This is a genomic window from Corallococcus macrosporus, assembly GCF_017302985.1.
Taxonomy (GTDB): domain Bacteria; phylum Myxococcota; class Myxococcia; order Myxococcales; family Myxococcaceae; genus Corallococcus; species Corallococcus macrosporus_A.
This window is the reverse complement of the sequence record NZ_JAFIMU010000007.1, coordinates 426,168-450,914: the sequence shown is the minus strand read 5'-3', so window position 1 is coordinate 450,914 and position 24,747 is coordinate 426,168. Positions and strand designations below refer to the sequence as shown.

At 70.3% G+C, this 24,747-nt stretch carries 22 protein-coding genes; 6 read left to right on the top strand and 16 right to left on the bottom strand.

Annotated features, from left to right (window positions below; translation table 11 throughout):
* Nucleotides 1-43: 43 nt before the first annotated feature.
* The 4 genes from JYK02_RS14075 to JYK02_RS14060 are packed head-to-tail and all read right to left on the bottom strand — an operon-like array spanning nucleotide 44 to nucleotide 4,372.
* Nucleotides 44-1,333: a LamB/YcsF family protein gene (locus JYK02_RS14075; protein WP_207051443.1), complete on the bottom strand. Its 1,290-nt coding sequence runs from the start codon at nucleotides 1,331-1,333 to the stop codon at nucleotides 44-46.
* Between the two features lie 26 nt (nucleotides 1,334-1,359).
* On the bottom strand, nucleotides 1,360-2,052 hold the full coding sequence (locus JYK02_RS14070) for a histidine phosphatase family protein (RefSeq protein ID WP_207051442.1): 693 nt from the start codon (nucleotides 2,050-2,052) through the stop codon (nucleotides 1,360-1,362).
* Nucleotides 2,052-3,131, bottom strand: a complete 1,080-nt coding sequence (locus JYK02_RS14065; protein WP_207051441.1) for a phosphotransferase family protein — start codon at nucleotides 3,129-3,131, stop codon at nucleotides 2,052-2,054. Before JYK02_RS14065 ends, JYK02_RS14070 begins: the two co-directional genes overlap by 1 nt.
* Nucleotides 3,132-3,133: 2 nt before the next feature.
* Nucleotides 3,134-4,372, bottom strand: a complete 1,239-nt coding sequence (locus tag JYK02_RS14060; RefSeq protein ID WP_207051440.1) for an acyl-CoA dehydrogenase family protein — start codon at nucleotides 4,370-4,372, stop codon at nucleotides 3,134-3,136.
* Between the two features lie 60 nt (nucleotides 4,373-4,432).
* Here JYK02_RS14060 and JYK02_RS14055 point away from each other — a divergent pair, with 60 nt between their 5' ends.
* Entirely contained in the window at nucleotides 4,433-5,416 is a 984-nt protein-coding gene (locus tag JYK02_RS14055; protein ID WP_207051439.1) for a LysR family transcriptional regulator, read from the top strand.
* On the opposite strand, the gene JYK02_RS14050 is transcribed toward JYK02_RS14055, so the two are convergent.
* The gene (locus JYK02_RS14050; protein WP_242588735.1) at nucleotides 5,375-6,094 is read right to left on the bottom strand and encodes a TetR/AcrR family transcriptional regulator; all 720 of its coding nucleotides are present in this window, start codon (nucleotides 6,092-6,094) and stop codon (nucleotides 5,375-5,377) included. The genes JYK02_RS14055 and JYK02_RS14050 overlap by 42 nt on opposite strands.
* A gap of 133 nt (nucleotides 6,095-6,227) precedes the next feature.
* On the opposite strand from JYK02_RS14050, the gene JYK02_RS14045 reads away from it, so the two are divergent.
* On the top strand, nucleotides 6,228-6,878 hold the full coding sequence (locus JYK02_RS14045; protein WP_207051437.1) for a hypothetical protein: 651 nt from the start codon (nucleotides 6,228-6,230) through the stop codon (nucleotides 6,876-6,878).
* A gap of 58 nt (nucleotides 6,879-6,936) precedes the next feature.
* A complete protein-coding gene (locus JYK02_RS14040; RefSeq protein WP_207051436.1) occupies nucleotides 6,937-8,076 on the top strand; it encodes an aminotransferase class V-fold PLP-dependent enzyme in 1,140 nt (379 codons plus the stop codon).
* 34 nt (nucleotides 8,077-8,110) lie between these two features.
* Here JYK02_RS14040 and cysK read toward each other — a convergent pair whose 3' ends face one another.
* Together cysK and epsC are read right to left on the bottom strand one after the other, a co-directional pair.
* On the bottom strand, nucleotides 8,111-9,031 hold the full coding sequence (cysK, locus tag JYK02_RS14035) for a cysteine synthase A (RefSeq protein WP_207051435.1): 921 nt from the start codon (nucleotides 9,029-9,031) through the stop codon (nucleotides 8,111-8,113).
* A 43-nt stretch (nucleotides 9,032-9,074) separates the two neighbouring features.
* The gene (gene epsC, locus JYK02_RS14030) at nucleotides 9,075-9,920 is read right to left on the bottom strand and encodes a serine O-acetyltransferase EpsC (RefSeq protein ID WP_207051434.1); all 846 of its coding nucleotides are present in this window, start codon (nucleotides 9,918-9,920) and stop codon (nucleotides 9,075-9,077) included.
* Between the two features lie 224 nt (nucleotides 9,921-10,144).
* Between epsC and JYK02_RS14025 the strand changes: the two genes are divergently transcribed.
* The gene (locus JYK02_RS14025) at nucleotides 10,145-10,981 is read left to right on the top strand and encodes an Fpg/Nei family DNA glycosylase (protein WP_207051433.1); all 837 of its coding nucleotides are present in this window, start codon (nucleotides 10,145-10,147) and stop codon (nucleotides 10,979-10,981) included.
* 277 nt (nucleotides 10,982-11,258) lie between these two features.
* Here the strand turns inward: JYK02_RS14025 and JYK02_RS14020 are convergent, their stop codons facing one another.
* Nucleotides 11,259-12,491, bottom strand: a complete 1,233-nt coding sequence (locus JYK02_RS14020; RefSeq protein WP_207051432.1) for an alpha/beta hydrolase-fold protein — start codon at nucleotides 12,489-12,491, stop codon at nucleotides 11,259-11,261.
* A 121-nt stretch (nucleotides 12,492-12,612) separates the two neighbouring features.
* Here JYK02_RS14020 and JYK02_RS14015 point away from each other — a divergent pair, with 121 nt between their 5' ends.
* Nucleotides 12,613-14,256 (top strand): AMP-binding protein, encoded by a 1,644-nt coding sequence (locus tag JYK02_RS14015; RefSeq protein ID WP_207051431.1) that lies wholly within the window; start codon nucleotides 12,613-12,615, stop codon nucleotides 14,254-14,256.
* Here JYK02_RS14015 and JYK02_RS14010 read toward each other — a convergent pair.
* Together JYK02_RS14010 and JYK02_RS14005 are read right to left on the bottom strand one after the other, a co-directional pair.
* Nucleotides 14,243-14,668, bottom strand: a complete 426-nt coding sequence (locus JYK02_RS14010; RefSeq protein WP_207051430.1) for a TfoX/Sxy family protein — start codon at nucleotides 14,666-14,668, stop codon at nucleotides 14,243-14,245. The two genes, JYK02_RS14015 and JYK02_RS14010, sit on opposite strands and share 14 nt — an antisense overlap.
* Before the next feature lie 32 nt (nucleotides 14,669-14,700).
* Nucleotides 14,701-15,597, bottom strand: coding sequence for a LysR family transcriptional regulator (locus JYK02_RS14005; protein ID WP_207051429.1), 897 nt, complete (start codon nucleotides 15,595-15,597; stop codon nucleotides 14,701-14,703).
* A 71-nt stretch (nucleotides 15,598-15,668) separates the two neighbouring features.
* Here JYK02_RS14005 and JYK02_RS14000 point away from each other — a divergent pair, with 71 nt between their 5' ends.
* The gene (locus JYK02_RS14000; protein WP_207051428.1) at nucleotides 15,669-17,042 is read left to right on the top strand and encodes an MFS transporter; all 1,374 of its coding nucleotides are present in this window, start codon (nucleotides 15,669-15,671) and stop codon (nucleotides 17,040-17,042) included.
* Between the two features lie 15 nt (nucleotides 17,043-17,057).
* Here the strand turns inward: JYK02_RS14000 and JYK02_RS13995 are convergent, their stop codons facing one another.
* The 6 genes from JYK02_RS13995 to JYK02_RS13970 all read right to left on the bottom strand — a co-directional run bounded on the left by JYK02_RS13995 (nucleotide 17,058) and on the right by JYK02_RS13970 (nucleotide 24,667).
* A complete protein-coding gene (locus tag JYK02_RS13995; RefSeq protein WP_207051427.1) occupies nucleotides 17,058-19,289 on the bottom strand; it encodes a S9 family peptidase in 2,232 nt (743 codons plus the stop codon).
* 32 nt (nucleotides 19,290-19,321) lie between these two features.
* On the bottom strand, nucleotides 19,322-20,680 hold the full coding sequence (locus JYK02_RS13990; RefSeq protein WP_207051426.1) for a PLP-dependent aminotransferase family protein: 1,359 nt from the start codon (nucleotides 20,678-20,680) through the stop codon (nucleotides 19,322-19,324).
* Between the two features lie 89 nt (nucleotides 20,681-20,769).
* Nucleotides 20,770-21,138: an imm11 family protein gene (locus JYK02_RS40755; RefSeq protein ID WP_347402493.1), complete on the bottom strand. Its 369-nt coding sequence runs from the start codon at nucleotides 21,136-21,138 to the stop codon at nucleotides 20,770-20,772.
* Nucleotides 21,139-21,451: 313 nt separating this feature from the next.
* Entirely contained in the window at nucleotides 21,452-22,027 is a 576-nt protein-coding gene (locus JYK02_RS13980; protein ID WP_207051424.1) for an imm11 family protein, read from the bottom strand.
* A complete protein-coding gene (gene sitA5 / locus JYK02_RS13975; protein WP_207051423.1) occupies nucleotides 22,024-23,349 on the bottom strand; it encodes an AHH domain-containing protein in 1,326 nt (441 codons plus the stop codon). Before sitA5 ends, JYK02_RS13980 begins: the two co-directional genes overlap by 4 nt.
* Before the next feature lies 1 nt (nucleotide 23,350).
* Nucleotides 23,351-24,667, bottom strand: a complete 1,317-nt coding sequence (locus tag JYK02_RS13970) for a putative sensor domain DACNV-containing protein (RefSeq protein WP_207051422.1) — start codon at nucleotides 24,665-24,667, stop codon at nucleotides 23,351-23,353.
* Between the last annotated feature and the right edge of the window lie 80 nt (nucleotides 24,668-24,747).

Sequence of the window (24,747 nt, the reverse complement as noted above, 5' to 3'; positions counted from 1 at the left end):
AGTCGGACAGGTTGGGAGAGCCGTGTCGGACGGGAGGTGTAGATCATGCGTCCACCCGTTCGAAGCGCACGCGGTCGCCCAGGTGCAGGACCGCGCCGCGCTGGGGGTCGAACGCGGTGAAGTCCAGCGCGGTGCCCACGAGGTTCCAGCCTCCTGGCGACGCGAACGGGTACACGCCCGTGCGCCCTCCAGCGATGCCCACCGCTAACGCTGGTACCCGCGTGCGCGGCACCGGCAGCCGGGGACACGCGATGCTGGGATCCACGTCCCCCAGGTACGCGAAGCCCGGCAGGAACCCCACGCAGCGCACCGTGTACTCGCGGGCCGTGTGGCGCCGCACCACTTCCTCCACCGTGAGGCCCGCGTGCTCGGCCACCTTTGGCAGGTCCTCGCCGTCGTAGCGCACGCGGATGCGGATGAGCGGGTGCTCCACCGGCGCGACGGGCGCCACTCGCAGCCGCGTCAGCACGAGCGCCGGGGACTCGGGCGGTGTCGCCGGGTCGAAGTACACGCAGGCGTGGGCTTCGGTGATGACCGCGTCCCGCACGCCCGGCAGCGCGCACAGGGCTTCTCTCGCCAGTCCCCGGTCCACGGCCTCCGGCAACACCAGCCTCAGCGCGCTGTCCCCAAGTGGCTCGGGGGGATGCTCCAGCGCGTCCAGCATCGCGCGCACCTCGCGGGCCAGCGTCACCGCGCCCGGCGTGTCGCCGTGCACGCAGAGCGTGTCCACCGTGCCGCCCGTGGCCAGCCGCACCGTGTTCTGCCGCGCCTGCCCCACGTCCGTCAGCACCGCGCCGGGCTGGCCTCGCGGAATCAGCGAACCGTCCGGCAGCGTGCCCCGGTCCGCGAAGCCCTCACGCGCATACCCGAGCCCCGCCGCCACCGCCGCGTCCTTCAGCGCTCCCGCGCCGGGCCCCACGACCGTGACGTCCGTGCCCAATGCCTCCACCACGCCGTCCACCACCGCGCGAGCCAGCGCGGGTGACTTGTTGGCCGCGTGGTACAGCGCCCCGTGGGGCTTCGCGTGCCGCACCGGCACGCCGCGCTCTCGAGCCAGCGCGGCCAGCTGCCCGCACTGCTCGGCCACCTGCGCGCGCAGCACCTCCGGCGCCACGTCCAGGGCCTTGCGCCCGAAGCCCTCGCGGTCCGCGTACGACGGGTGCGCTCCGGCCAGCGTGCCGTGCCGCTCACACAGCTCCAGCGCCCGGCGCATGGACGCCGCATCCCCCGCGTGTCCTCCGCAGGCGATGTTCGCCAGGTGTGCCAGCACGTAGAGCTGTTCGTCCTCCCCGGGCAGCTCCCCCAGGTCGATGTTGAGCAGGCACCGCGTCATGGGCCCACGCTACGCGAGCCCCCACCTCAGCGGTAGGTGATGAGCGCGCGGTGTTCGCCCTCGAAGTGTCCGTGCTCGTTGAGCGTGGACAGATACCGGCCCCGCTCGCTGTAGAGGACCTTCGTGATTCCACAGTTCGCCAGCGTCCAGTTCGTCCGGAACGCGTGCGCATCCGGGATGCCCAGCAGGTCCTGGCTGATGGCCGTGATGGGACCGCCGGAAGTGAACACCAGCGCCGTCCGCGAGGGCCCCAGCGACGTCACGAGCGTCGCCAGTGCCTGAAGGCAGCGCTTCTTGAAGGCGGGCCAGGACTCCCGGTACTCGGTGTCATGTCCGCCCGCGACCCAGCGTCCCACGGCCTGGGTGAACACCTCCTGGAAGGCGCGGCGCGGATCCTTCGTCGCGGCCAGCTCCTCCCGCATCACCATGGGGTCGGCGTAGCGCGGCGTGTGCCGTTCGACGATCTCCACGTGGTCGAACTCGTTGAAGCCCTCCATTGTCTGGACGCCCACCCGCTGTCCCAGCCCCACGAGGCAGGACTCCGCAGTCTCCAGGTGGCGCAGCATCGTGCCCGTCACCACGGCGTCCACCTTTGGCAGCCGTGAGCGCAGCGCCTCGCCGAGCACGCGCGCCTGCTGCACGCCCACGTCCGACAGCTTGTCGTAGTCCTTCGCGCCAAAGGACGCCTGGCCGTGGCGGATGAGGTAGAGCGCGCCCATCAGCCCCCCGCCTTCTTGATGAGCTGGCGGCAGCGGTAGGCCAGGTAGTTGACGATGAGCCAGTAGTTCTTGAACGCCGGGTTGCGCGTCTGCTTGTGGTGGTAGCGGTAGTAGATCTGCTGCGCGATGACCGCGAGCCGGAACACGCCGTAGACCTCGTAGAAGGTCCAGTTGGCGGGCTTCAGGCCGGTGCGCTCCAGGTAGTACGCCACCACCTCCTCGCGCGTGAGCATGCCGGGGAGGTCCGTGGGCTGCCGGCGCGTCATGCGCAGGAACGCGTCGTCATCCGCCTGGACCCAGTAGGCCAGCGTGTTGCCCAGGTCCATCAGCGGGTCGCCCAGCGTGGCCATCTCCCAGTCCAGCACCCCGATGACCTGCGTGGGGTCCTCCGACTTGAGCACCACGTTGTCGAAGCGCCAGTCGTTGTGGATGACGCACGTCTTGATGTCCGGCGGGACGTGCGCGGCCAGCCACTCGCGCGTGCGCTTCATCCGGGGCACGTTCCAGGTGCGCGCCTTCTCGTAGCGGTCGGACCAGCCGGAGATCTGACGCTGCGGATAGCCCGGCCCCTTGCCCAGCGACGTCAGGCCCACCGCCTGAGCGTCCACGCCGTGCAGCGCGATGAGCTGATCCACGACGTTGAGGCACAGCTGGCGCGTGCGGGCCTTGTCCAGGTTGAGCCCCTTGGGCAGGTGCTTGCGCGGGATGAGGCCGGGGATGCGCTCCATCACGTAGAACTCCGCGCCCAGCACGGCCGGGTCCTGGCACAGCCCCACCATGGTGGGCACCACCGGGTACGCGGGCTTGAGGGCCTGCTGCACGGTGTACTCGCGCGACATGTCGTGCGCGGACTTCGCCTTGGTACCCGAGGGCGGCCTGCGCAGGATGAGGTCGCGGTTCTCGTACTTGAGCCGGTAGGTCCAGTTGGAGGCGCCGCCCGTGTACTGCGTCACCTCCGGCGTGCCCTGGAGCGAGGGCACATGGGCCTTCAGCCACGCGTCCACCGCGGGCACGTCCAGCGCCTCGCCGGAGCGCACCGCCTTGCCCTCGTCCAGCGGGATGGAGACCGGGGTCGTCATGTTCAACCTCCCTTGCTGAAGCCGCGCTTCGCGAGCTCGATGCGGGTGATGACGCCCTTGTGGACCTCATCCGGGCCGTCCGCGATGCGCAGGCTGCGCGCCTGGGCGAAGAAGCCCGCGAGCGGCGTGTCGCGCGACACGCCCGCGCCACCGTGCACCTGGATGGCGTCGTCCACCACCTGCTGGAGCACGTTGGGCGCCACGACCTTGATGGCCGAAATCTCCGTCATCGCCCCCAGCGCGCCCACGTCGTCCAGCTTCCACGCCGCGTAGAGCGTGAGCAGGCGGGCCTGGTCGATGGCGATTCTCGCCTCCGCCACGCGCTCGCGGTTGCCGCCCAGGTTGAGGAGCGGCTTGCCGAACGCGGTGCGACCCATGCCACGGTCGATCATCAGCTCCAGCGCCCGCTCCGCCGCGCCGATGCACCGCATGCAGTGATGGATGCGGCCCGGGCCCAGCCGGCCCTGCGCGATCTCAAAGCCCATGCCCGGCCCGGAGATGATGGCGGACCTGGGCAGCCGCACGTCGTGGAAGTGCACCTCGCCGTGGCCGTGCGGGGCGTCATGGTCGCCGTAGACGGGCAGCATGCGGATGATCTCCACGCCCGGCGCGTCCAGCGGCACCAGGACCATGGAGTGCTGGTGGTGGCGGTCCGCGCCCGCCTGCGACGTGCGGCCCATGAAGATGGCCACCTTCGCGTTGGGGTGACCCAGGCCGCTGGACCACCACTTCTTGCCGTTGAGCACCACGTGGTCGCCGTCCACCTCGGCGGTGGCCTGCATGTTGGTGGCGTCCGACGACGCGGCGTCCGGCTCCGTCATGCAGAACACGGAGCGGATGTCGCCCGCGAGCAGCGGCTTGAGCCACTGCTCCTGCTGCTCCGGAGAGCCGTAGCGCCAGAGCACCTCCATGTTGCCGGTGTCCGGGGCGCTGCAGTTGAAGACCTCGGGCGCCATGAAGCTGCGGCCCATGGCTTCCGCGAGCGGCGCGTACTCCAGCGTGCTCAGGCCCGCACCCAGCTTCGCGTCCGGGAGGAAGAGGTTCCACAGTCCTTCGGCCCTGGCTCGGGCCTTGAGCTCCACCATCACGGGCGGCACCTTCCACTGGCGCCAGTCTCCGCCGGCCTCCATCGCGTGCAGGGCCTGGAGGTACTCGGCCTCCACCGGCTCGATGTGGTCGGACATGAAGCGCTTCACGCGCTCCAGGTATTCGGTCGTCCTGGCGGAGGGCTGGAAGTCCATGTGGGGCATCCTGCGCCCCGGCGGGTTGATGAAGCCACTGAATGTTGGTCATGTGTTCTCATGAAGCCTGTTCAGGATTCCGCTGCTCGCCCGGCGCTCGACCTCAACCTCTTCCGGGTGTTCGACGTCGTGCTCCGCGAGCGCAACCTGGCCCGGGCCGCGGACGTGCTGTTCCTGAGTCCTTCCGCCGTGAGCCACGCGCTGGCGCGCCTGCGTGAGCAGCTGGGCGAGCCGCTCTTCGTCCGGGAGGGCAGGGGCGTGGCACCCACGGCGCTGGCCGAGCGGCTGGCCCCCGGCATCCAGGATGCGCTCGCGCTGCTCCAGCAGGCCGTGCACCGGACCCGGCACTTCGAGCCCGCGCGCGACGTGCTCCACGTCGCTCTGGCGATGCATGACGTGCTGGAGCCGTCGCTGTTGCCCGCGTGGGTGGAGCGGCTGCGTGTCCGTGCGCCGGAGGCGCGCGTGAGCAGCGTCCGGTTGGAGCGCACGCGGCTGGAGCGGGACCTGGCGTCGGGGCGGTTGGACCTGGCCATCGACGTCGCGCAGCCCACGGGGCCGGACCTGCGGCACACGGTGCTCCTGCGCGACGAGCTGTGCGTGGTGGCGGCGCGGAAGCGCTCACTGACCGGGGCGGCGTACCTGTCCGCGCGGCACGTCGCGGTGTCGTCGCGGCGCACGGGCCTGCCGTTCGAGGACCTGGTGCTGGGCCGGCTGGGGCATCAGCGCGACGTGGCCGTGCGGTGCCAGCACTACGAGGCCGCGTGCCGCATCGTCGCGGGTTCGGACCTGCTGCTCACGATGCCCCGGCGGCACGCGGAGGCGCTCGACGTGGGGCTCGGCAATCACCTGCTGCCCGTGCCGCTGGCGCTGCCGCCCGTGGACCTGCACCTGTACTGGCACCGTCAGGTGGATGAGGACCCGAAGGGCCGCTGGCTTCGCGAGGAACTGCTCGCGTTGACCGGCGAGGTGATGCACCCCGTTCTGAAGCGCAGGCCCGGCGGCTCAGCGACGTCGCGGACCCGGCGTCTTCCGCGTGCGCGGTGACGGCTTCGCGCGCCGGCCCTGGGCCTTCGGCTTGCGCGTGGACGCTCGGGGCGGGGTGGGCGGCCCGACGCTCGCGAGGATGATCCGCCGCAGGAGCGCGTACACGGGCAGCGGATCGAAGCTCTTGTCCAACTGGTGGTGCAGCGCGAGCCCGTCCACGCACGCCTTGATGATGACCGCGTAGTGCAGGTCCTCCGCGGTGGGCGCCGAGTCGTGACCCGTGCGCACGTGCGCCACGGTGCGGGCGATCTCCTCGTCCCCCTGGCCCAGCAGCTGCGCCACCGCGGGCGTCAGGTCCCGGTTGCGCAGGCCCAGCGCGAACAGCTCGTAGCGCAGCCGGCACGTCCCGGGCGCGTCCGTCGCCAGCTTCTCGCCCCAGGCGAAGGCCGTCTCCGCCAGCTCCTCCGCCGGCGTCTGCGCGCGCAGCCGCTCCAGCTCCGACAGGTACTGCCGGCTCGCTTCCTGCGTCACGGCCAGCAGCAGCGCGTCCTTGCTGCCGAAGTAGTAGTGCACCAGCCCCTGGTTCACCCCCGCCTCGCGCGCCACCTCCTTCACCGTCGCGGCGTCGTAGCCCCGCTCCCCCAACACTCGCTGGCCAGCGGTGATGAGGCGCGCACGGGCGTCAGGCTCCGGGGCGGTTGGGGGAGGCGGCGTCTTGCCACGGCGGGGGGAAGGCATCCCAGTCCCATAGGGCACCGCCTCCCACCCCCGCAAGGGCGACGACCGGTCGCCGGCTTGACATCCCGCGTTGTCGGTCTTAGTTAGCCGTGTGACTAAATTAGTCGTCCGGCTAAACCGAAGGAGACGGGCCATGCGAGTCGAGTCCAAGCGGTCGATGCAGTGGGTGAAGGCGGTGGCGGTGGGGGCGGCGTTGGTGTCGGTGCCGGCGATGGCCCAGGACATGGCGTCCGCGTCCACGGGGCAGGAGCAGCCGCGGCGTGGCGCGTTCCTCCTGGAGCTGCAGCCGCCCGCGCTGGACGGCTCGCTGTACGGCATCCGGGCGGAAGTGGCTCCGTCGAGGGACTCGCGGTTCGCGTTCGGCCTGCTGGGGCGCGCGGGCGGGTGGAACCGGTCGCTGGGCGCGAAGGCGCGCTTCACCGGCGTGGGCGGCAACGACGTGAAGCTCAACTTCGGCGTGGGCGTGGACAGCCGCTACACGCTCGCCTTCCTGGCGGACGGCACGGTGCGCCCGTTCGTGGGGATGACGGCGGGCCTGGAGGAGTTCGTCGCGCGCCCCGCTGGCGCGGCGGTGCCGGACCGCAAGGACTACACGACGACGGCCTTCCTGGAGCCGACGCTGGGCGTGATGTGGCGGCCGGGCTCCGGGCGCGTGGGCCTGTCGGCGCGAGCCGGCCCGGGCTTCACCTTCACGGACGTGCGCGAGCTCCAGGTGGGCTCCAGCAACCTGGGCCTGCGCACGGTGTACCCCACGGCGTCGCTGGGCCTGCTGGTCGTCCTGTAGTCGACGGGGACTGCTGCGCGCGCGGCTCGCGGTGGGCGGGTGGCTACACTCGTGGGACATGCCCGCCCCGTTCGAGTCCTACCGCGCCGAGTTCCCCGTCCTGAAGGAACAGCTCTACCTCAACCACGCTGGGGTCGCGCCCACCAGCCTGCGCGCCGCCGCCGCCGTGAAGGCGTGGATGGACGACGTGGTGAACCACGGCGTCCTGAATGAGCGGAGCTGGGAGGCCCACAGCGAGAAGGTGCGCGGGCTCGCCGCGCGCATCATCGGTGCCTCGCCGGAGGAGGTGGCCTTCGTGCGCAACACCAGCCACGGCCTGGGGCTGGTGGCGGAAGGGCTGGACTGGCGCCCCGGGGATGAAGTCGCCGTCGCGACGAGCATCGAGTACCCCTCCAACGTCTACCCGTGGCAGCACCTGAAGGCCCGGGGCGTGGAGGTCCGCGAGATTCCCGCGCCGGACGGCGGCGTGACGCTGGAGGCCGTCGCATCCGTGCTCACTCCGCGCACGCGGCTGGTGGCGGTGTCTTCGGTGCAGTTCGCCACCGGCCACCGCACGGACCTGGACGCGCTGGGCGAGCTGTGTGAGCGCTCCGGTGTGCTGCTCTGCGTGGACGGCATCCAGAGCGTGGGCTGCATCCCGGTGGACGTGAAGAAGAGCCGCGCGCACTTCCTCAGCGCGGACAGCCACAAGTGGATGCTGGGCATCTCCGGCATCGGCTTCCTGTACGTGGCGAAGGACGTGCTGCCGCGCGTGCGCCCCGCGCTGGTGGGCTGGCGCAGCACCACCGACGCGTGGAACTTCAACCGCTCACACTTCGAGCTGCGCCCGGACGCGGCGAAGTTCGAGGAGGGCAGCGCCGCGTACCCCGGCATCTACGCCCTGGGCGCCGCGCTGGAGCTGCTGCTGGAGGTGGGCCCGGACGCCATCGGCGCGCGGATTGGCGAGCTGCTGGGCCGGTTGGACTCAGGCCTGCGCGACCTGGGCTGCGACGTGGGGCCCTCGCCGAAGGACCGCGCGGGCATCCTCACCTTCCTGCCGCCCGGCGCGAACGTCCGCGCGCTCAGCGCGTACCTGTCGGAGCAGAAGGTGTCCCACTCCGTCCGGCGCGGGCGCATCCGCCTGTCGCCGCACTTCTACAACACGCACGAGGAGATGGACCGGCTGGTGGACCTGGTGCGCGCGTACCGGCCCGGGTGAGGCGTCCCACCCGGACCGGGACCCACGAAGACGGCTACTGCGCGGGGAAGAGGTTCTCCACGGAGAGGTAGCGCTCGCCGGTGTCGTAGCAGAAGGCGAGCACACGGCTGCCGTCCGGCATCTCCGCCAGCTTCTGGTTCACCGCGGACAGCGCGGCGCCGGAGGACACGCCCACGAAGATGCCCTCCTCGCGCGCGGCGCGGCGGGTGAACTCGTAGGCGTCCTTCTCATCCACCTGCACGGTGCCGTCGAGGATGGCCGTGTGCAGGTTCTTCGGGATGAAGCCCGCGCCCAGGCCCTGGATGGGGTGCGGGCCCGGCGGGCCGCCGCTGATGACGGGGGACTTCAGCGGCTCCACCGCGAGCACCTTCAGCTTGGGCCACTTCGCCTTGAGCACCTCGCCGCACGCGGTGATGTGGCCGCCGGTGCCCACGCCCGTGATGAGGTAGTCCAGGCCCTCCGGGAAGTCGTTCAGGATTTCCTGCGCGGTCGTGCGCTTGTGGATCTCGATGTTGGACTCGTTCTCGAACTGCTGCGGCATCCACGCGTTGGGCGTCTGCGCGACCAGCTCCTGGGCGCGAGCGATGGCGCCCTTCATGCCCTTGGCGCGCTCGGTCAGGTCGAACTGGGCGCCGTAGGCGGCCAGCACGCGGCGGCGCTCGATGCTCATGGACTCCGGCATCACGAGGATGAGCTTGTAGCCCTTCACAGCGGCCACCATGGCCAGGCCGATGCCGGTGTTGCCGCTGGTCGGCTCGATGATGACGCTGCCCTCCTTGAGGAGGCCCTTCTTCTCCGCGTCTTCAATCATCGCCAGGCCGATGCGGTCCTTGATGCTGCCGCCCGGGTTGGCGCGCTCCAGCTTCAGGTGCACCGTCACGCGAGACGGATACAGCCGGTTGATGCGCACGTGCGGCGTGTTGCCAATGGTCTGCAGGATGTTGTCGACCTTCATGGCGTCTCCTGTGAGGGGGAACGGGCACTGCGTGAGGGAAGGCTCAAATCTGGTAGTCGAGGACGTCCAGGCCCTCGTCGCCGTGGCGCGCGCGCACCTCGCTGCGGCGGGTGACGACGGACTGCGCGGGCACGCTCTGCGTGAGCCACGCGTTGCCGGCGATGATGCTGCCCCTGCCCACCACCGTCCCGCCTCCAAGGATGGTGGCGTTCGCGTACACCACCACGTCGTCCTCGATGGTCGGGTGGCGCTTCTTGTCCGCCAGGGCCTTCTCCACCATGAGCGCGCCCAGCGTGACGCCCTGGTAGAGCTTCACGTTGTCGCCAATGACCGTCGTCTCACCGACGACCAGGCCCGTGCCGTGGTCGATGACGAACCTACGGCCGATGGTGGCGCCCGGGTGGATGTCCACGCCGGTGCGCTGGTGGGCGTACTCGGTGAGCAGGCGCGGCAGCAGGGGGAAGTTCAGCCGGTGCAGCGCGTTCGCCACGCGGAAGATGGCGATGGCGTAGAAGCCCGGGTAGGTGAGGACGACCTCGTCCACGCTGCGAGCGGCGGGGTCCGCCTCGAAGATGGCGCGAGCGTCCTGCTGCAGCCACTCATAGAGGTCCGGCAGCTTCGCCATGAAGCGCGAGGACATGCCCGCGTCCGTGACGGGGTAGTGCGGCGCGAGCAGCCCCTGGATGCGCTGGAGGCTGGCCTCCACGGCGGTGACGTCCCGGCGCACCGCGGCGGCGTTGCACTCCAGCCGCTCCGCGAAGTGGGGGAAGAGCAGCCCCAGCACCTGCGCGACGAACTCGGGCGCCGCCTTGCGCACGTCCGGGGGGAAGCAGTGGCGCTGCCGCGCCTCCAGCAGGGTGGCAACCAATCGGGCGTTCGGATCGTCCATGGGGCGTTGCGTCAGGATAGCGTGGCAGGACCGCGTTTTCTTTGTTTCCGCCGGAGGAATGGCTGATGGCGGCCCGGTTGGTCTTCTTCCTGCCTCTGGGAGCGTAACGGCGGGGTTCTGGACGTGGATGCCGGCCGCGAGAAAACGTCGCGGCCGTCCGGTCGTCCAGGGGCCAGGGCGCGGTGCGCCATGGCAGCGGGCAGAGGCGGGGATTACCCAGGGGGATGCCTGAGGGTCACAGCATCCACCGGGTTGCCCGGGTCCACCGCCGCTGGCTGATGGGGCGGCGTTTCACGGCGGACTCACCGCAGGGCCGGCCGGAGGTGGCGCACGGGTTGTCCGGGCGGGTGCTGCTGGGCGTGGATGCGCACGGCAAGCACCTGTTCCACACGTTCGAAGGGGACGTGCGGCTGCACATCCACCTGGGCCTCTTCGGACGCATCCGCCACTTCCGGGGGGACGCACCCGAGCCGTCCACGGCATGCCGGCTGCGGCTGACGTCGGAAGGCGCGACGCTGCACCTGTCCGGACCGTCCGCCTGCGAGCTGCTGTCGCTGGAGGAGGAGGCCGCGTTGCGCGCGAGGCTGGGGGAGGATCCGCTGCGCGAGGATGCGTCACCGGACCGGGCGTACGCGCGGCTGACGCGGGGGCGCGTGCCGCTGGCGCAGGCGCTGCTGGACCAGGGGCGCATCGCGGGAGTGGGGAACATCGTGCGGGCGGAGGCGCTGTTCGTCGCGCGCCTGCCGCCGCTGATGCCCGCGTGCGAGCTGGCGCGGGATGCGTTCAACGGCCTGTGGGGCGCGATGCGGGCGCTGTTGCAGGACGGCGTACGTGACGGGCTCATCGTCACCCCGGGAGCACCGCCGCTGCCGTCACCCGGACGCAAGCGGGCGGAGCGCTTCTGCGTGTACAGCCGCGCGGGCCTGCCGTGTCCGCGTTGCGGAGGACAGGTGACGGGGCAACCACTGGCGGCGCGCACGCTCTACTTCTGCGCCGCGTGCCAGGGAGTGGACCGCGTGAGGGGGCCCCGCCGGAAGCCGGCCGCAGCCCACGCGTCCTGAGCCCCGGATCTCCAGCCTGTCCCCGCCCCCACCCGACATGGACCAAACCTGTCCGACAGTCGGACAGGTTTCCTTGGCTCGACTGGCACGGTGGCTCCCTCGCCGGGGGACCCAACTTGTCGGACAGGTTTCCGCAGCTTGGATGGCGCAGCGGCTTCGGCGCCGGTTCATCTCAACTGGTCCGACTGTCGGACAGGTTCGTGGAGTGCGCCGTCGGCGGGTGGCCTGGCAGGGCTCTTACGTTCTCATCGAGAGAGACGGAGTCCGGGGCCGACGCTCAGTGCGCGGGCTGCGTGGCGAGCCGGGCTCGGAGTGCATCCGCGTGCTTCTGGTAGTGCGGCAGGTCCGGATCCTGGTGCTCGCATGCCAGCGCGACGGCCCGCTCGCGATGCTTCAGGGCCTCCTGGAGGCGTCCCGCCGCTTCCAGCGCATCCGCCAGGCTGTCGTGCGCGTTGCCGGAGTCGGGATGGAGGGTGATGTTCCGCTCGAAGGCGGCGATCGCCTGGGGAAGGCGCTTCCCCTCCAGGTGGCGATAGCCCACGCTGTTGAGCAGGCGCTCCTGTGGCACCACCGGGTAGCCCACTCGCTTGGACAGCACGGCGTAGTGCGCTTCCAGGCGCGCCAGGTTTCCGGTCATCTGGAGCTCCTCTGGGACCTTCCAGCCGTTGAAGAGGAACCGCAGCCCTTCGTACGCCCCGATGTGCGGGAGGCTCGCGTGGTCGTCCTGACCGGACAGTTCGTCGTAGCGCCACGTGAGGTTCGCGGGCTTTCGCTTGCGCAGTTCCCGGGTGAGCGCGCGCAGGTTGGCGACGTTCGGAGCCTCCTCGGCGTCTTCGTACAGATACAGCGCCCGGCTTGGCGCGGAGAGGCGCGCGAGGGCTTCCGGCGCGGTGCGCACGAGCTCCGCGGAGTTCCAGTGCACGGACGGGCTGATGGCCACGTAGGCGTTGAAGCTCTCCGGCTTGTGCGTGAGGACGTGCATCGCGAAGAGGCCACCGTGGGAGTGGCCCACGAGGATCCGGTAGGGCTGCGTGCGGTAGCGCGCCTCCACGGACGGAGCGAGTTCCTCGGTCAGGAACCGCAGGAAGGTGTCCGCATGGCCCGCCGTGGGCGCGACTTCGGAGAGCAGCCGGCCGTCGTCGACGCGCTCCGTCTTTGAAAAGGGCGGGGTGAGGTCGCGGTCGCGGTTCGTGTTGGGCACCCCGATGACGATCATCTCCGGGATGTGCCGCGTCCGCGCCAGGAACTCCACCATGCTGGCGACGTGGACGAAGTGCGTCTCCGCGTCCAGCACGTAGAGCACCGGGTGTCGCTCGGTGGGCGCGGCCTCGTAGCTGTCGGGCAGGTGGATCATCAGCGGCCGCTCTTCTCCCAACACCTTGGACGTCATCGAGGTGCGGGTGCCGATGACGATGGGCGTGTCCCCGGCCGCGACGGCTGTGCTCGCGTGAAGGACGGACAGCAGGACGAGGCCCCACAACCCACGACGGAACGACCGCGACAGGCGCATGCGAATCCCCCGGAAAGCCCTCGACCCTAGCGGGGGCGTCGGCGGGTACAAGCGGACAGCCGGAGGCCCTGCTCCACGCCGGTGCTTGCCGACCCGGGGCCACCGTGGGGACGATGGCTTCATGACGACCGCCCTGTCCTATGCCCATGGCACCAGCACCACCCCGCTGCTGGGGGAGACCATTGGCCAGAACCTGCGCCGCACCGTCGAACGCTTCGGCGACCGTGAGGCGCTGGTGGTGGCCTCGCAGAACTACCGCGTCACCTGGCGGCAGTTCTGGGATGCGACGACGGCGGTGGCCAAGGGGCTGCTCGCGCTGGGCATCCAGAAGGGCGACCGGGTGGGGCTCTGGTCCCCCAATCGCTTCGAGTGGACCGTGTCGCAGTACGCGCTCGCGCGCACGGGCGCCATCCTCGTCAACCTGAACCCCGCCTACCGCACGTCGGAGCTGGAGTACGCGCTCAACCAGGCGGGCGTGAGCGTGCTGCTCCTTGCGAAGGGCTTCCGGCAGACGGACTACACGCAGATGCTGGCGGAGGTGCGGCCCCGGTGCTCGGGACTGCGCGAGGCGCTGGTGATGGACTCGGACTGGGACCGGCTGGTGAAGGGCGGCGCGAGCATTGGCGACGACGTGCTGGAGGCTCGCGAGTCGTCGCTCCAGTTCGATGACCCCATCAACATCCAGTACACGTCCGGCACCACGGGGTTCCCGAAGGGCGCGACGCTGTCGCACCACAACGTCCTCAACAACGGCTTCTTCGTGGGCGAGATGCTGCGCTACGGGCCGGAGGACCGCGTGTGCATCCCGGTGCCGTTCTACCACTGCTTCGGCATGGTGATGGGCAACCTGGCCTGCACGTCGCACGGCTCGGCCATGGTGATTCCGGGCGAGGCGTTCGACCCGCTGGCGGTGCTCCAGACGGTGCAGGCCGAGCGCTGTACATCCCTCTACGGTGTGCCCACCATGTTCATCGCGGAGCTGGACCACCCGCGCTTCGGCGAGTTCGACCTGAAGTCGCTGCGCACCGGCATCATGGCGGGCTCGCCGTGTCCGGTGGAGGTGATGAAGCAGGTGCAATCGCGGATGCACATGGAGGAGGTCACCATCTGCTACGGCATGACGGAGACGTCCCCCGTGTCCACGCAGAACCCCCTGGACGACACGCTGGAGAAGCGCGTGGCCACGGTGGGCCGCGTGCATCCGCACCTGGAGGTGCAGGTGGTGGACCCCGACACGGGCGCGGTGGTGCCGCTGGGACAGCCTGGAGAGCTGTGCACGCGCGGCTACAGCGTGATGCTCGGCTACTGGAACAACGCGGAGGCCACGGCGGCGGCCATCGACCGGGCCGGGTGGATGCACACCGGCGACCTGGCGACCATGGACGCGGAGGGCTACGTCAAGATCGTCGGCCGCATCAAGGACATGATCATCCGGGGCGGGGAGAACGTGTACCCACGCGAGGTGGAGGAGTTCCTCCACACGCACCCGGAGGTCTCCGAGGCACAGGTCATCGGTGTGCCCAGCGTGAAGTACGGCGAGGAGGTGATGGCGTGGGTGCGCCTGAAGTCCGGCGCCGCGCTCACCGCGGAGGCGCTGACGGCGTTCTGCACCGGCCGCATCTCCACCTTCAAGATTCCCCGCCACTGGAAGTTCGTGGACAGCTTCCCGATGACGGTCACCGGCAAGGTGCAGAAGTTCCGCATGCGCGAGGTCTCCATCGCCGAGCTGGGGCTCGGCGACGTGGCCGCCATCAAGACCGCCTGACGCGCGCCGGCTTCTTCTTCGCGGCGGCCTTCTTCGCCGCAGGTGCCTTCTTCGCCGCCGGTGCCTTCTTCGCGGCCTTCTTCATCGCGGCGCGGTTGGACGCGTCCACGGCGCGGCGGGCCCAGGGCAGCAGCCGGCGGCCGTCGTCCTCCGCGTCGGCGGGGGGCGTCCAGTAGCTCATCGGCAGCTCCTTGCCGCGGCTCTGGTAGATGAAGGGCCGGCAGCCCTCGGCCTCGAAGTCGGCGCGGGTGACGTCGTCCGTCTTCAGGTAGAGCTGGCCCTGGATGATGAGGCCGAACATCCGGCCCCCGTAGTACAGACCCCAGCCGCCGAACATCGAGCGGGCCTGCACCGCGCCGAGCGGCTCCAGCAACTCCAACGTGTACTCCACGAAGCTGTCCATGCGGGGCATGGGGCCCTCCTAGTCCAGCGGCGGCTCGGCTGTCAGCGGGTCACCTGTTGTTTCACCAGGTCCGTGATGGCGTCCTTGAGCACGCGCGCCGCGGCGGTGAGCGAGCCCTGCCCGCGATGCACGAGCGCCACCTGTCTGCGCGGACTGCCCCGGACGAGCGCCACCACGTCGAAGCCGTGGGCGGGAGCGTCCTTCGCCATGAGGCGGGGCACGAGCGCCAGGCCCAGCCCGCGCTCCACCATGCGCCCCAGCGCTTCGGCGGTGTCCGTCTCCAGCGCCACCTTCGGCGTCACGCCGCGCGCCTCGCACGCCGCTTCCACCGCTCGGGTTCCGACCATGTTGGGGATGCGGACCCAGGTCTCCTCCGTCAGCTCCTGGATGGCCACCGGCCGCCCCAGCCGCGTCAGCCGGTGACCCCGGGGCACCGCGAGCACCAGGGGCTCGTCCCACAGCCGCTGCGCGACCAGGTCCACCCGGCGCACGGGCATCGTGAGGATGGCCAGGTCGAGCGTGCCCCGTGCCACGCCTTCCTCCAGCACGGGCGCGTGGTCCTGGACCAGCCGGGGCCGCACCTCCGGGTGGGCGGGGACGAAGGCGGCCATCAGGTCTGGAGCGAGGAAGGCGCCCACCGTGGGCAGGACGCCCAGCACCACGGGACCTCGAGGTGTGCCGGCCAGGCGCTCCAGCTCCGCCCGGCCCGACGCCATGGCCTCCAGTGCGCGGGTGGCGTGCGGGAGGAAGCGCTCCCCCGCGTCGGTGAGGACGGCACCGGAGGGCGTGCGCACCAGGAGGCGGGCACCCACCTCCGCCTCCAGCGCCTGGAGCTGCCGGGACAGGCCGGACTGGGAGAGGCCCAGGCCCTTCGCGGCGGTGGAGACGCGCCCCTCGCGGGCGACCTGCAGGAAGGCTCGGAGCTGTTCGGAGGTCATGCGGAGTCCGCAAGGAGCCTATGCCGAAGATGCGGTTTCCGCATGGCCCTCCCGGGCGTATGGAAGGGGGCATGGATGGAAGCGGTGTGACGGTGGAAGCGGGCAGCCGGATGCGGCCGGGTGGGGCGCGGCGGGTGGCCACGGGGGCGGTGCTGCTGGCCCTGGTGGTCAGCGCCTTCGAGGGCACGGTGGTGACGAGCGCCATGCCCACCATCACCCGGGAGCTGGGCGGAGACGCGCTCTACTCGTGGGTGTTCTCCGCGTTCCTCTTCGCCTCGACGGTGGGCGTGCTGGTGAGCGGAAAGCTGGCGGACCGGCTGGGGCGCAAGCCGGTGTTCTTCGCGGGGATGGGGCTGTTCCTGCTGGGGTCCGCGCTGTGCGGCCTGGCCACGTCGGTGCCGGCGCTGGTGGGCTTCCGGGTGATGCAGGGGCTGGGCGCGGGGGCGTTGCAGCCCACGACGCTGACCATCAGCGCGGACCTCTACACGCTGCGCGAGCGGGCGGCCATCCAGGGCCTCTTCACCGGCGCGTGGGGCGCGGCGAACGCGCTGGGCCCGCTGATTGGCGGCTGGCTGGTGATGCACGCGTCGTGGCGGTGGGTGTTCCTGGTGAACCTGCCCGTGGGCGTGCTGTCCGCGCTGCTGTTGCACCTGTCCTACCGCGACCCGCCCCGGCACGAGGGGACGACGCTGGAGACCTGGGGGCCGGTGCTGGCGGGGAGCACGGTGGCGCTGCTGCTCTTCGCACTGGAGCCGGGCGCGGCGCAGGCGCGGGGCGTGTGCGCGCTGGGCGCGGTGGTGGGGATAACGTTGTTCGTGTGGCAGCAGAAGCGGACGTCCGCGCCGCTGCTGCCGGGTGTGCTGGTGCGGGACCGGACGGTGGTGAGCGGCATCGCGGGCGGGCTGTTCGCGGGCGCGCTGCTGTACACGATGTCCGCGTGGGTGCCGCTGTGGATGACGGAGCAGGGTGGGCATTCGCCCATCGGCGCGGGGCTGGCGCTGGTGCCGATGCTGCTGGGTTGGTCCGTGGGGTCCACCTTCGGCGTGAAGGTGCTGGTGCGCGGCGGGATGCGCGCGAGCGTGGGGCTGGGGTTCACGCTCGCTGCGACGGGCGCGGCGCTGCTGTCGGTGGCGGCGCTGCGAGGCTGGGGGATTCCCGCCACGTTCGCGGCGCTGGCGCTGGTGGGCATGGGCGTGGGCCCGGCGGCGAGCAGCTCGCTGCTGGGGCCGCAGTCCCGGGCGCCGTGGCAGTACCGGGGCATCGTGACGAGCACACTCTATTCGATGCGCCTGCTGGGCGGCTCCCTGGCGGTGGCGGCGCTGTCGCTGGCGCGAGGCCACTTCGCCACGCAGTTCGCCATCGCCGCGGGGCTCACGGCGGTGGCCGCGCTGGGCATGGCGGTGGCGGGGCCCGGCCTGGAGGGCAACGTCCCTCGCGAGGGGTGAGGGGGCCTGGCCCCTTCACTTGGGATCGCCCAGCTCCCGCAGGAAGAACCGGCGCACGTCGTCCGGGTAGTAGCGGCCCTCGGGGCCGTGTCCCTCGCCGGGCATGAGCAGCAGGTCGAAGGGCTTGTTCGCGCGGATCAGCGCCTGGGCCATCCGCATCGTCGTGGACAGGGAGGCGTTCACGTCGCTCGTGCCGTGCATCAGCTTGAGCGCTCCCTGGAGCTTGTCCGCCAGGGCCTCGTTGGAGCCGGCCGCGTAGCCCTTGGGGTTGTCCGACAGCAGGCCCATGTTGGGCTCGTTGATGACGGCTTCTTCCGTCAGGGCTCCCGGTGCTCCCGCGTAGCCTGCCTTGAAGAACTCCGGCGCCGTGAGCATGCCGCGCAGCGCGAAGTAGCCTCCCCAGGAATGGCCATGGATGCCCACGCGCTCCAGGTCCATGTAGGGCCGGCTCGCGGCCGCCTGCTTCAGGGCCGCGACGTGATCCGGAATTTCCGTCTGGCCCACGCGGCCGTAGTTCACGTCCTGGAACGCCTTGCTCCGCCCCGGCGTCCCTCGCGCGTCCAGCACCATCGTGATGAACCCGAGCTGTGCCAGTGAATGCGCGATGACCGACTCGTACGGGCCCACGTAGCTCCAGGGCACCACCGTCGTGAACGGCCCCGCGTAGATGACGTCGATGACCGGGTAGCGCTTCTTCGGGTCGAAGTTCCAGGGCTTGTAGAGCACGCCGTACAGGGGCGTGACGCCGTCCGCGGCCTTGACCGTGATGCCCTCCGGCGGCGTGTAGTGCAGCTCCGCCAGGGCGCTCGTGTCCGCCTTCGCGTAGCGGAAGGACGGGCGTCCATCCGTGGGCGTCACGTCCCAGACCCGGGGCTGCTCGCGCGTGGAGTGCCCATCCACGAAGAACCGCGTGGACGGCGACAGCACGGGCCGGTGCATGCCGGGCTCCGGCGACAGCCGCTTCAGCGCTCCGCCCGTCATCGGCACCCGATACACCGACCGGTCATAGGGCGCACCGGACTCCGCGGAGGCGAGCACGAAGAAGGCGTCCGACTTCGGCGCGATGCCCACCACCGCGTGGACCGGAAACGCGCCCCGGGTGAGCTGGCGCACGAGCTTGCCGGAATAGTCATACAGGTAGACGTGGCGCCAGCCATCGCGCTCGGACATCCAGAGGAAGTGCTGGTTGTCCGGCAGCGGCTTCACCTGCTGGGCCCAGCCGCCCACCACGAAGTCCAGCGCTCCCACGAAGGTGTCCTTGCGCTCTTCCCGCACCACGCGGCGGCGCTTGCCCGTCGCTGGCTCCACCGCCATCAGGTCCAGCCGCTTGCCATCCCGGGAGAGCTGGAGCACCAGCGCTTCACTGCCGTCCGGACGCCAGCCCGCGAACCAGTCGTAGCCCTCCGTTGCGTCACCCGGCGCGGGCGCCACCTGCCCTGTCTCCACCGTGACGAAGTGCAGCTCCGAGCGCATCAGCGGTGTGCCCGCCTTGGCGTAGGGCGCCCACTCCACCTTCTCCAGCGGGGTGCTGTAGTCGACCAGCGGGAGCCGGTGCATGCCGCGCATGTCGTCGCGCCAGACCGCCACGAACCGGCCCTGGGGGGACCACGCCGCTTCGGGCAGCCGCCACGGTGCGTCCTCCGTGCCGGTGCGCTCCACGCGGGCCGCGCCCTTCGCGTCCACCACCGCGAACCCCGTGTCCCGCTGCACCGCGACCGCCCCACCGTCCGGTGACAGGACGTTGCCGCGCACGAGCGACAGCGCGACCGGGTGCGAGGGCTCGAGCGCCACGAGACGCTTGTCGGTGAGGCCCAAGGAGAACGCGCGGCCCTGGAGGCTGAAGACGAGGGCCTTCGCATCGGTGCTGAACGTGAACGGCATGAACGGAGGCAACGTTACCGGCTTGCCGAGCCGCTGCGTGAGCTGGGAGCGCAGCGACTCCGAGTCCAACAGGGGCTGCTGGGTGCGCCGCTGCGCATCCACCAGGACCCAGGTGTCGCGATGGGGCTCGACACTGGACCAGTACACGAACCGTTCGCCCTCGGGCAGCCACCGGGGCGGCGTCAGGGTGTCCCGGATCCGGTCGGGCCAGCGCAGCGAAGCCTGGGAGAAGTCGAGCCGCGCCTGGAGCGTGTCACCGGCCTCCGCTCCCGCCGCTGTCCTCCAGGGGAGGGCGAGCCCCGCGAGGAGCAGCGCGATGCGCGCACGCGACAGGAGTCCACCACGGCGGGGAAGGGAAGACGTCATGGGCACGCTCCAGGAAGGAGGAGATGGAAACGTCAGGCCAGTCGGCGGGGTGCGGGGGCAGCGAGCAGTTCGGCCAGCGTCTTCAGGCCCCGCTCCAGCTCCTCGCGCGAGCCGGCCGCGCCCAGCGATACGCGGAGCGCATTGGGGGCCTGGCCCGGCCGGGCGGAGAACAGGTGCGCCGGGCCGAGCAGCACGTCGCGCGCGGCGGCCTCCTCGACCAGGCCCGTGGCGCGGCGATGCTCGGGAATGGGCATCCACAGGAAGTACGCGCTGGCGTGCGCGACGTAGGGATGGCCCTTCAGCGCCTTCGCGGCCAGGGACTGGCGGGCAGCGGCTTCGGCCCGGCGCGCGTCGCGGAGGGACTCGGCGGTGCCGTCCGTCACCCATTGCGTGGCCAGCTCATGCAACAGGGGCGACCCGGACCAGACCGTCGCCGCGGCGGCCTGCTCCAATGACAGCCGTGCATGGACTGGCGCCCGGATGTAGCCGACGCGCAGCGCGGGCAGGACGGCCTTGGACAGGCTCGTCAGGTGATACGTCCGTTCCGGGGCCAGGGCGGCCAGGGGCGCGGGTGCCTTCGCTACGAGTGGCGCGAGCGTGCCGTTCTCGATGAGGGTGACGTCGAACTCCCGGCAGACGTCGACCAGCGCCTGCCTCCGTTTCAGGGGCATGACGGTGGTGGTCGGGTTGTGGTTCGTGGGGGTGCAGTAGAGCACCCGAGCCTGGGTCCTCCGGCACGCCTCCGCGAGCGCCTCGGGAATCAGCCCTTCCGCATCGAGCGCCACCGGATGCATGGGCAGCCGGAGGAGTTCCGCCGCGGCGAGGACGCCCGGATAGGTGAGATCCTCCACCAGCAGGCCGCCCGGGTTCGCGAGCAGGGACAGGACCATCAGGGTCGCGTGCTGGGCCCCGCTGCACACGAGGACCTCTTCGTTGGTGGCCGGGACCCCCGCGAGCTCCAACCAGCGAACCCCCGCCGCGCGCTGCGTGCCAGTGCCCGCATGGGCCTGATAGCCACTGAGCGCGCCCAGGTCCGCGCGCTCGCCCAGCCGCCGAAGCGCGGCGGCGAACGCCAGATGTCCCACGTCCCCGGGCACGATGGGCACCGCCGTGGGCCCCAGGTCGATGCGCGTCCGGTCAAGCTGGGGCGAGTACCGGTCACCCTCCCGCAGGTCGCGCACGAACGTCCCATTGCCCACCTGGCTCCAGATGAGACCTCGCCGCTCTGCTTCCGCATAGGCCCGGGTCACGGTGCCCAGAGACGCCCCCAGCGTGCTGGCCAGTTCCCGATGCGTGGGCAGCCGGTCTCCCGCTCGCAACTTCCCCGCGCTGATGTCCGCGGCCAGCGCATCCACGAGCGCCCCATAGAGGGGACCCTCTGAGCGCTTCATGCGGGGCTTCCAATTGGAGCGGGACATGGTCCGGATTGTACCATGACAATCTGGATGTTGTACCAGGAGCCTGCTTCGCCGGCTTCCAGCTACACCTCCGTGAAGGACATGCCGGTGGCGCCCGTGCGCTCCAGCGCGGTCTTCAGGTCCTCGGAGACGACGAGGGCGACATTCCAGCCCCATGGGCGGAAGATCTTCGCGTTCCCCACCTTCGACTTGTCGATGCGCATGATGTCCACGGAGAGGTACTCACCGATCCGCCAGGGCTGACCGTGCTCGGGCCCAAAGAATCGAACCCCCTCCGATGCCTGCTCGTCGATGCAACGGATGAGCTTCGTGGCGACCAGGAGTGCGTACTGATCAGGATGCTTCGGGATGGTAACGGGGATGAGTTGCACGTCATCCGCCGCGTGCTCCAACAGGATGTTGGCGAGCTTGACGTGAATGACGGGGGCCACGCTCAACCCTGCCATTGAGAAGTCTCGACGCCTCCCTGGCTCCATTATGGGAATCTGAAGGGGCCCCGTTATTTCGACAGGCTTGCCTGCTCTGAAGACCCAGGGACTGTCGACTTCCACTCCGTTCTTGTCCGCAGGATCATCCAAATACCAGTAGCCATCCTGAGGGTGGCCATCCAGCTCGAAGAAACGATCAGTCATGGGGTGTCTCAACGTCCCGGACGAGAGATCAGCAGCTTGTTGAGCACGGTGCCTGGAGTATTGGCTTCTTAAGCAAGCTCCTTGAGAGCACCCGCCAGCTTGGGGGCGCGAATCACACCTCCGTGAAGGACATGCCGGTGCCGCCGGTGCGCTCCAGCGCTGTCTTCAGGTCCTCGGAGACGATGAGGGCGACCTTCCAACCCCAGGTGCGGAAGACCTTGGCTCCGCCCACTTTCGATGGATCGATTCGCATTCCCGCGACGGAGGCGTACTGGCCTGCCTTCTCGGGCTGTTGATGCTTGATGGGATCCCAGTACTCCACTTCCCGGGAGGCCTTGTCGTCGATGCAGCGGATCAGCCGGGTGGCCACGAGCATGCTGAACTGCTCAGGGTGGCCTGGGATGTCCACTGCGAAGAGCTGGACGTCATCGGGTGCAAGCTCCGCGAAGACGGTGGCCAGCTTGACGTGAATGATGGGCGTGCCTCCGATGCCCGCTTCTGAGTAGTCCAGCGGCTTTCCAAGCTCGTCGATGGGAAATCGAAGGGAGCCAGGGGCCTGGATGGGCCTCCCCGCGCTGAACATCCATGGGTCTTCGACCTCCACGGAGACTTCATTGACGGGATCACCCAGGTACCAGCGTCCCGGAGCGTAGACGTCTTCTGACAATCGGAAGTAGCGAGCTGTCATGGGCCTCGGATCAGCAATCGGTTGAGTTCCGTACCTCGCGTCTTGGCTTGCTCGGCGAGGATCTTGAGGACGCCCGTCAGGGCTTCGCGGCATGCCTCCACGCTGCGGCACTCGGAAGTAGCCTGCCTCAACCTGTCATAGACGAGTTGATGGTACTCGGCGGGATGAGGCCCCCGGTGGCCTGGGACCTCGACGATGTTCTCCGGATCCTTCAACTCCATACCGGCTCGCTTGAAGATGCGCCGGAAGAGTGGGGTCCACGGGCCGCCATTTTTCGCGGACTTCTCGTTGCGAATCGTGGCCAGGTGATGACGCTGAGGCTTCCCGGGGCGCGATGACATGGCCACCGCGTTGGGCGCGAGGGCGATGGTGAAGCCCTCGGCCGTCATTGCCACGGAGCGCACGCCTCCGAGCGACATGTACTGGAGGCCCGCCTGTGTCTCCACCGCGACCGCTGCTTGCGCGGACCCCGGCAGGGTCGGGGCCTTCATCGCGAGCCCCGCCGTATTGCCCAGCGCCGCGGCCGTCAGCATCACGAAGACCCGCGCTGCGTTCTTGCCCAGCACCGCTCCGTAGACCTCGCCCGCGTCACGCACCTGGACGAACGTGGTCGCCCGGTCCACGTGGCGCACCAGCGTCATCCACCCGTCGAGGATGCGCCACACCGTGTCCACGCCCAGGTACGCAATCGCCGTGGCGGTGAGCAAGGCGGCGAGCCCCTTGGACACCGGCTCCGGCATGGCCCAGAGCAACAGGTACATCGTCACGGTGGAGGTCATCGTGGCCATGACGGCCTGGGGACTCGCCATGCCCTCCAGGGCTTCCGCCGTCTCGCGCCAGACCGAATCCATCGCAATGGCCATCGCTAGCGCATAGCGGCCATCGCTTCCCAGCAATGGCCCTTCGTCCAGCAAGCGCAGGCAGTCCCCCGCCTGTTCGCGCCTCTGGCCGCACCACTGCTTGTAGCCGCGGGTCAGGTCGTCCGACGCATCCATCAGACGCAGGTCCCGTGCCTCGTCCTCGCCCAACGGGATGATCCGCCGAGTCCGTTCCTGGAAGCCGAAGAGGCCGCTTCGCTCCGGCAGGCCGAACAACGCCCGGGCGTCCCGCAGCGGATGCGAGAACGGCCGCACGTCCCGCGCGAGCGTCCTCACGGCGTCCCCGAACTCCTCCACCTCCAGCCGTGCCTCGGAAGAGGACGCGTCCTCCCGGGGCGTGACGACGACCCGCTCTCCGTCGTCAGTCTCCAGCCGCACGACCCGCGTCGTCGCGCAGCCTGACACGAACAATCCCAACAGCAGCGCCCAGCCCAGCCGCTTCATCTCAGTCCTCCGTCAGCAGGAGGCTCCAGAGCAGCACCTTCTTCTTGCCCGGCGGCCGGTGCAGGCAGCGAAGCGGCCCGTCCTGGGACGCCACGAAGACGATGGCGCCGGAGTGCTGGTTGGCGAAGACGGCCGCGGCGCGGTGGCGTGAGCCGTGCTGGCTGATGGGGTAGTGCGGCCCGGGCCTTCCCTGGAGCGTGCGCGCCTCGAAGACCTGCGGTGGGCCGCTTCGCGGGATGGCGATCTGATACCCCGCGCAGAGCACCTCCAGCTCCGGCCCCAGCACCAGCGCGTTGTCCACCGCGGTGAACTGCCCGATGCTCTCCACCAGCGCCTGGAAGTCGCTCTCCGTCGCCTTGTCGTCGTGCTCGGCGGCGGCCTTCTTCAGCTCCGGGTCCTCTTCCTCCTCCGCCGCCTTCCCGGCCTCCGCCTGCCACGCGCCGTTGATGAGGTCCGCGCGCGCCTGCACGAAGCGCTGCAACCGCTGACGCAGGAGCGAGCCCTGCTCCGGCGGCAACACGTACTTGCCTCGCGTGCGGAAGCGCTCCACGTCGTGCTGCTTGGGCAACAGCGCGATGAGCCCTCCGTGGTGCAGGCCCGCCATCTTCCGGATGAGCCCCTGGACCGCGTTGGACACGTACCACTCGCGGTTGCCGCCCATCAGAGGCTGCACCTTCGGCAGGGACTCCACCAGCGTGGAGCACATCTCCATCAGCGCCGCGCGCACCGCGCTGTCCTCGTGGAAGAGCAGGTCGTGCAGCGCCACGCGGCGGCCCGGCGGCACCGGCGCGCCCTGCTCGTAGCGGAACACCTCGCGCCCCTGCGTGCTCACCACCAGGTGGCCCGGCTCCGGCGCGTGGAGGATGAAGACGTCCTCCTCGCCCTCGGCGTGGAACTCCGTGTACTCCACCCGCCGCGCCAGTCCCTGGATGCGCAGCTTGCCCTCGCGCGGCCCCACCACCACCGCCGTGCGCGGCAGGTGCGCCGCGGGCGCCAGCTTCACCAGCGCCTCCACGCTGAAGTCGGTGATGCTCGACTTGGGCTCCAGGGGCAGCGTCTCCCACGCCTGCCGCTTGCCCTTCTGGCCTCCGACGTAGACGGTCTCCCGCACCGCCTGCAGGCCCTGCAACCCCTGCGCGTGGTAGGCGATGCGCACGCGCGTGGCTTCGCCTTCCTCCCGGCCCAGGCTCGCGAAGAACACCGTGTCCGCCAGGACGACCAGCAGCTTCAGCGTCGGCTCGGCCAGCGGTGTCTTGGCGAACTGGCGCAGCCAGCTGCGCAGGGCTTCTCCGGGATATTGCAGGCCGGGTTCATCCATCGGGCGGGCAGCATAATCACGGCGCCCCGCTTCCCGGAGGAAGTCACGCGCGCGCCGCGATGCGGCGTCCGTTTCCCACC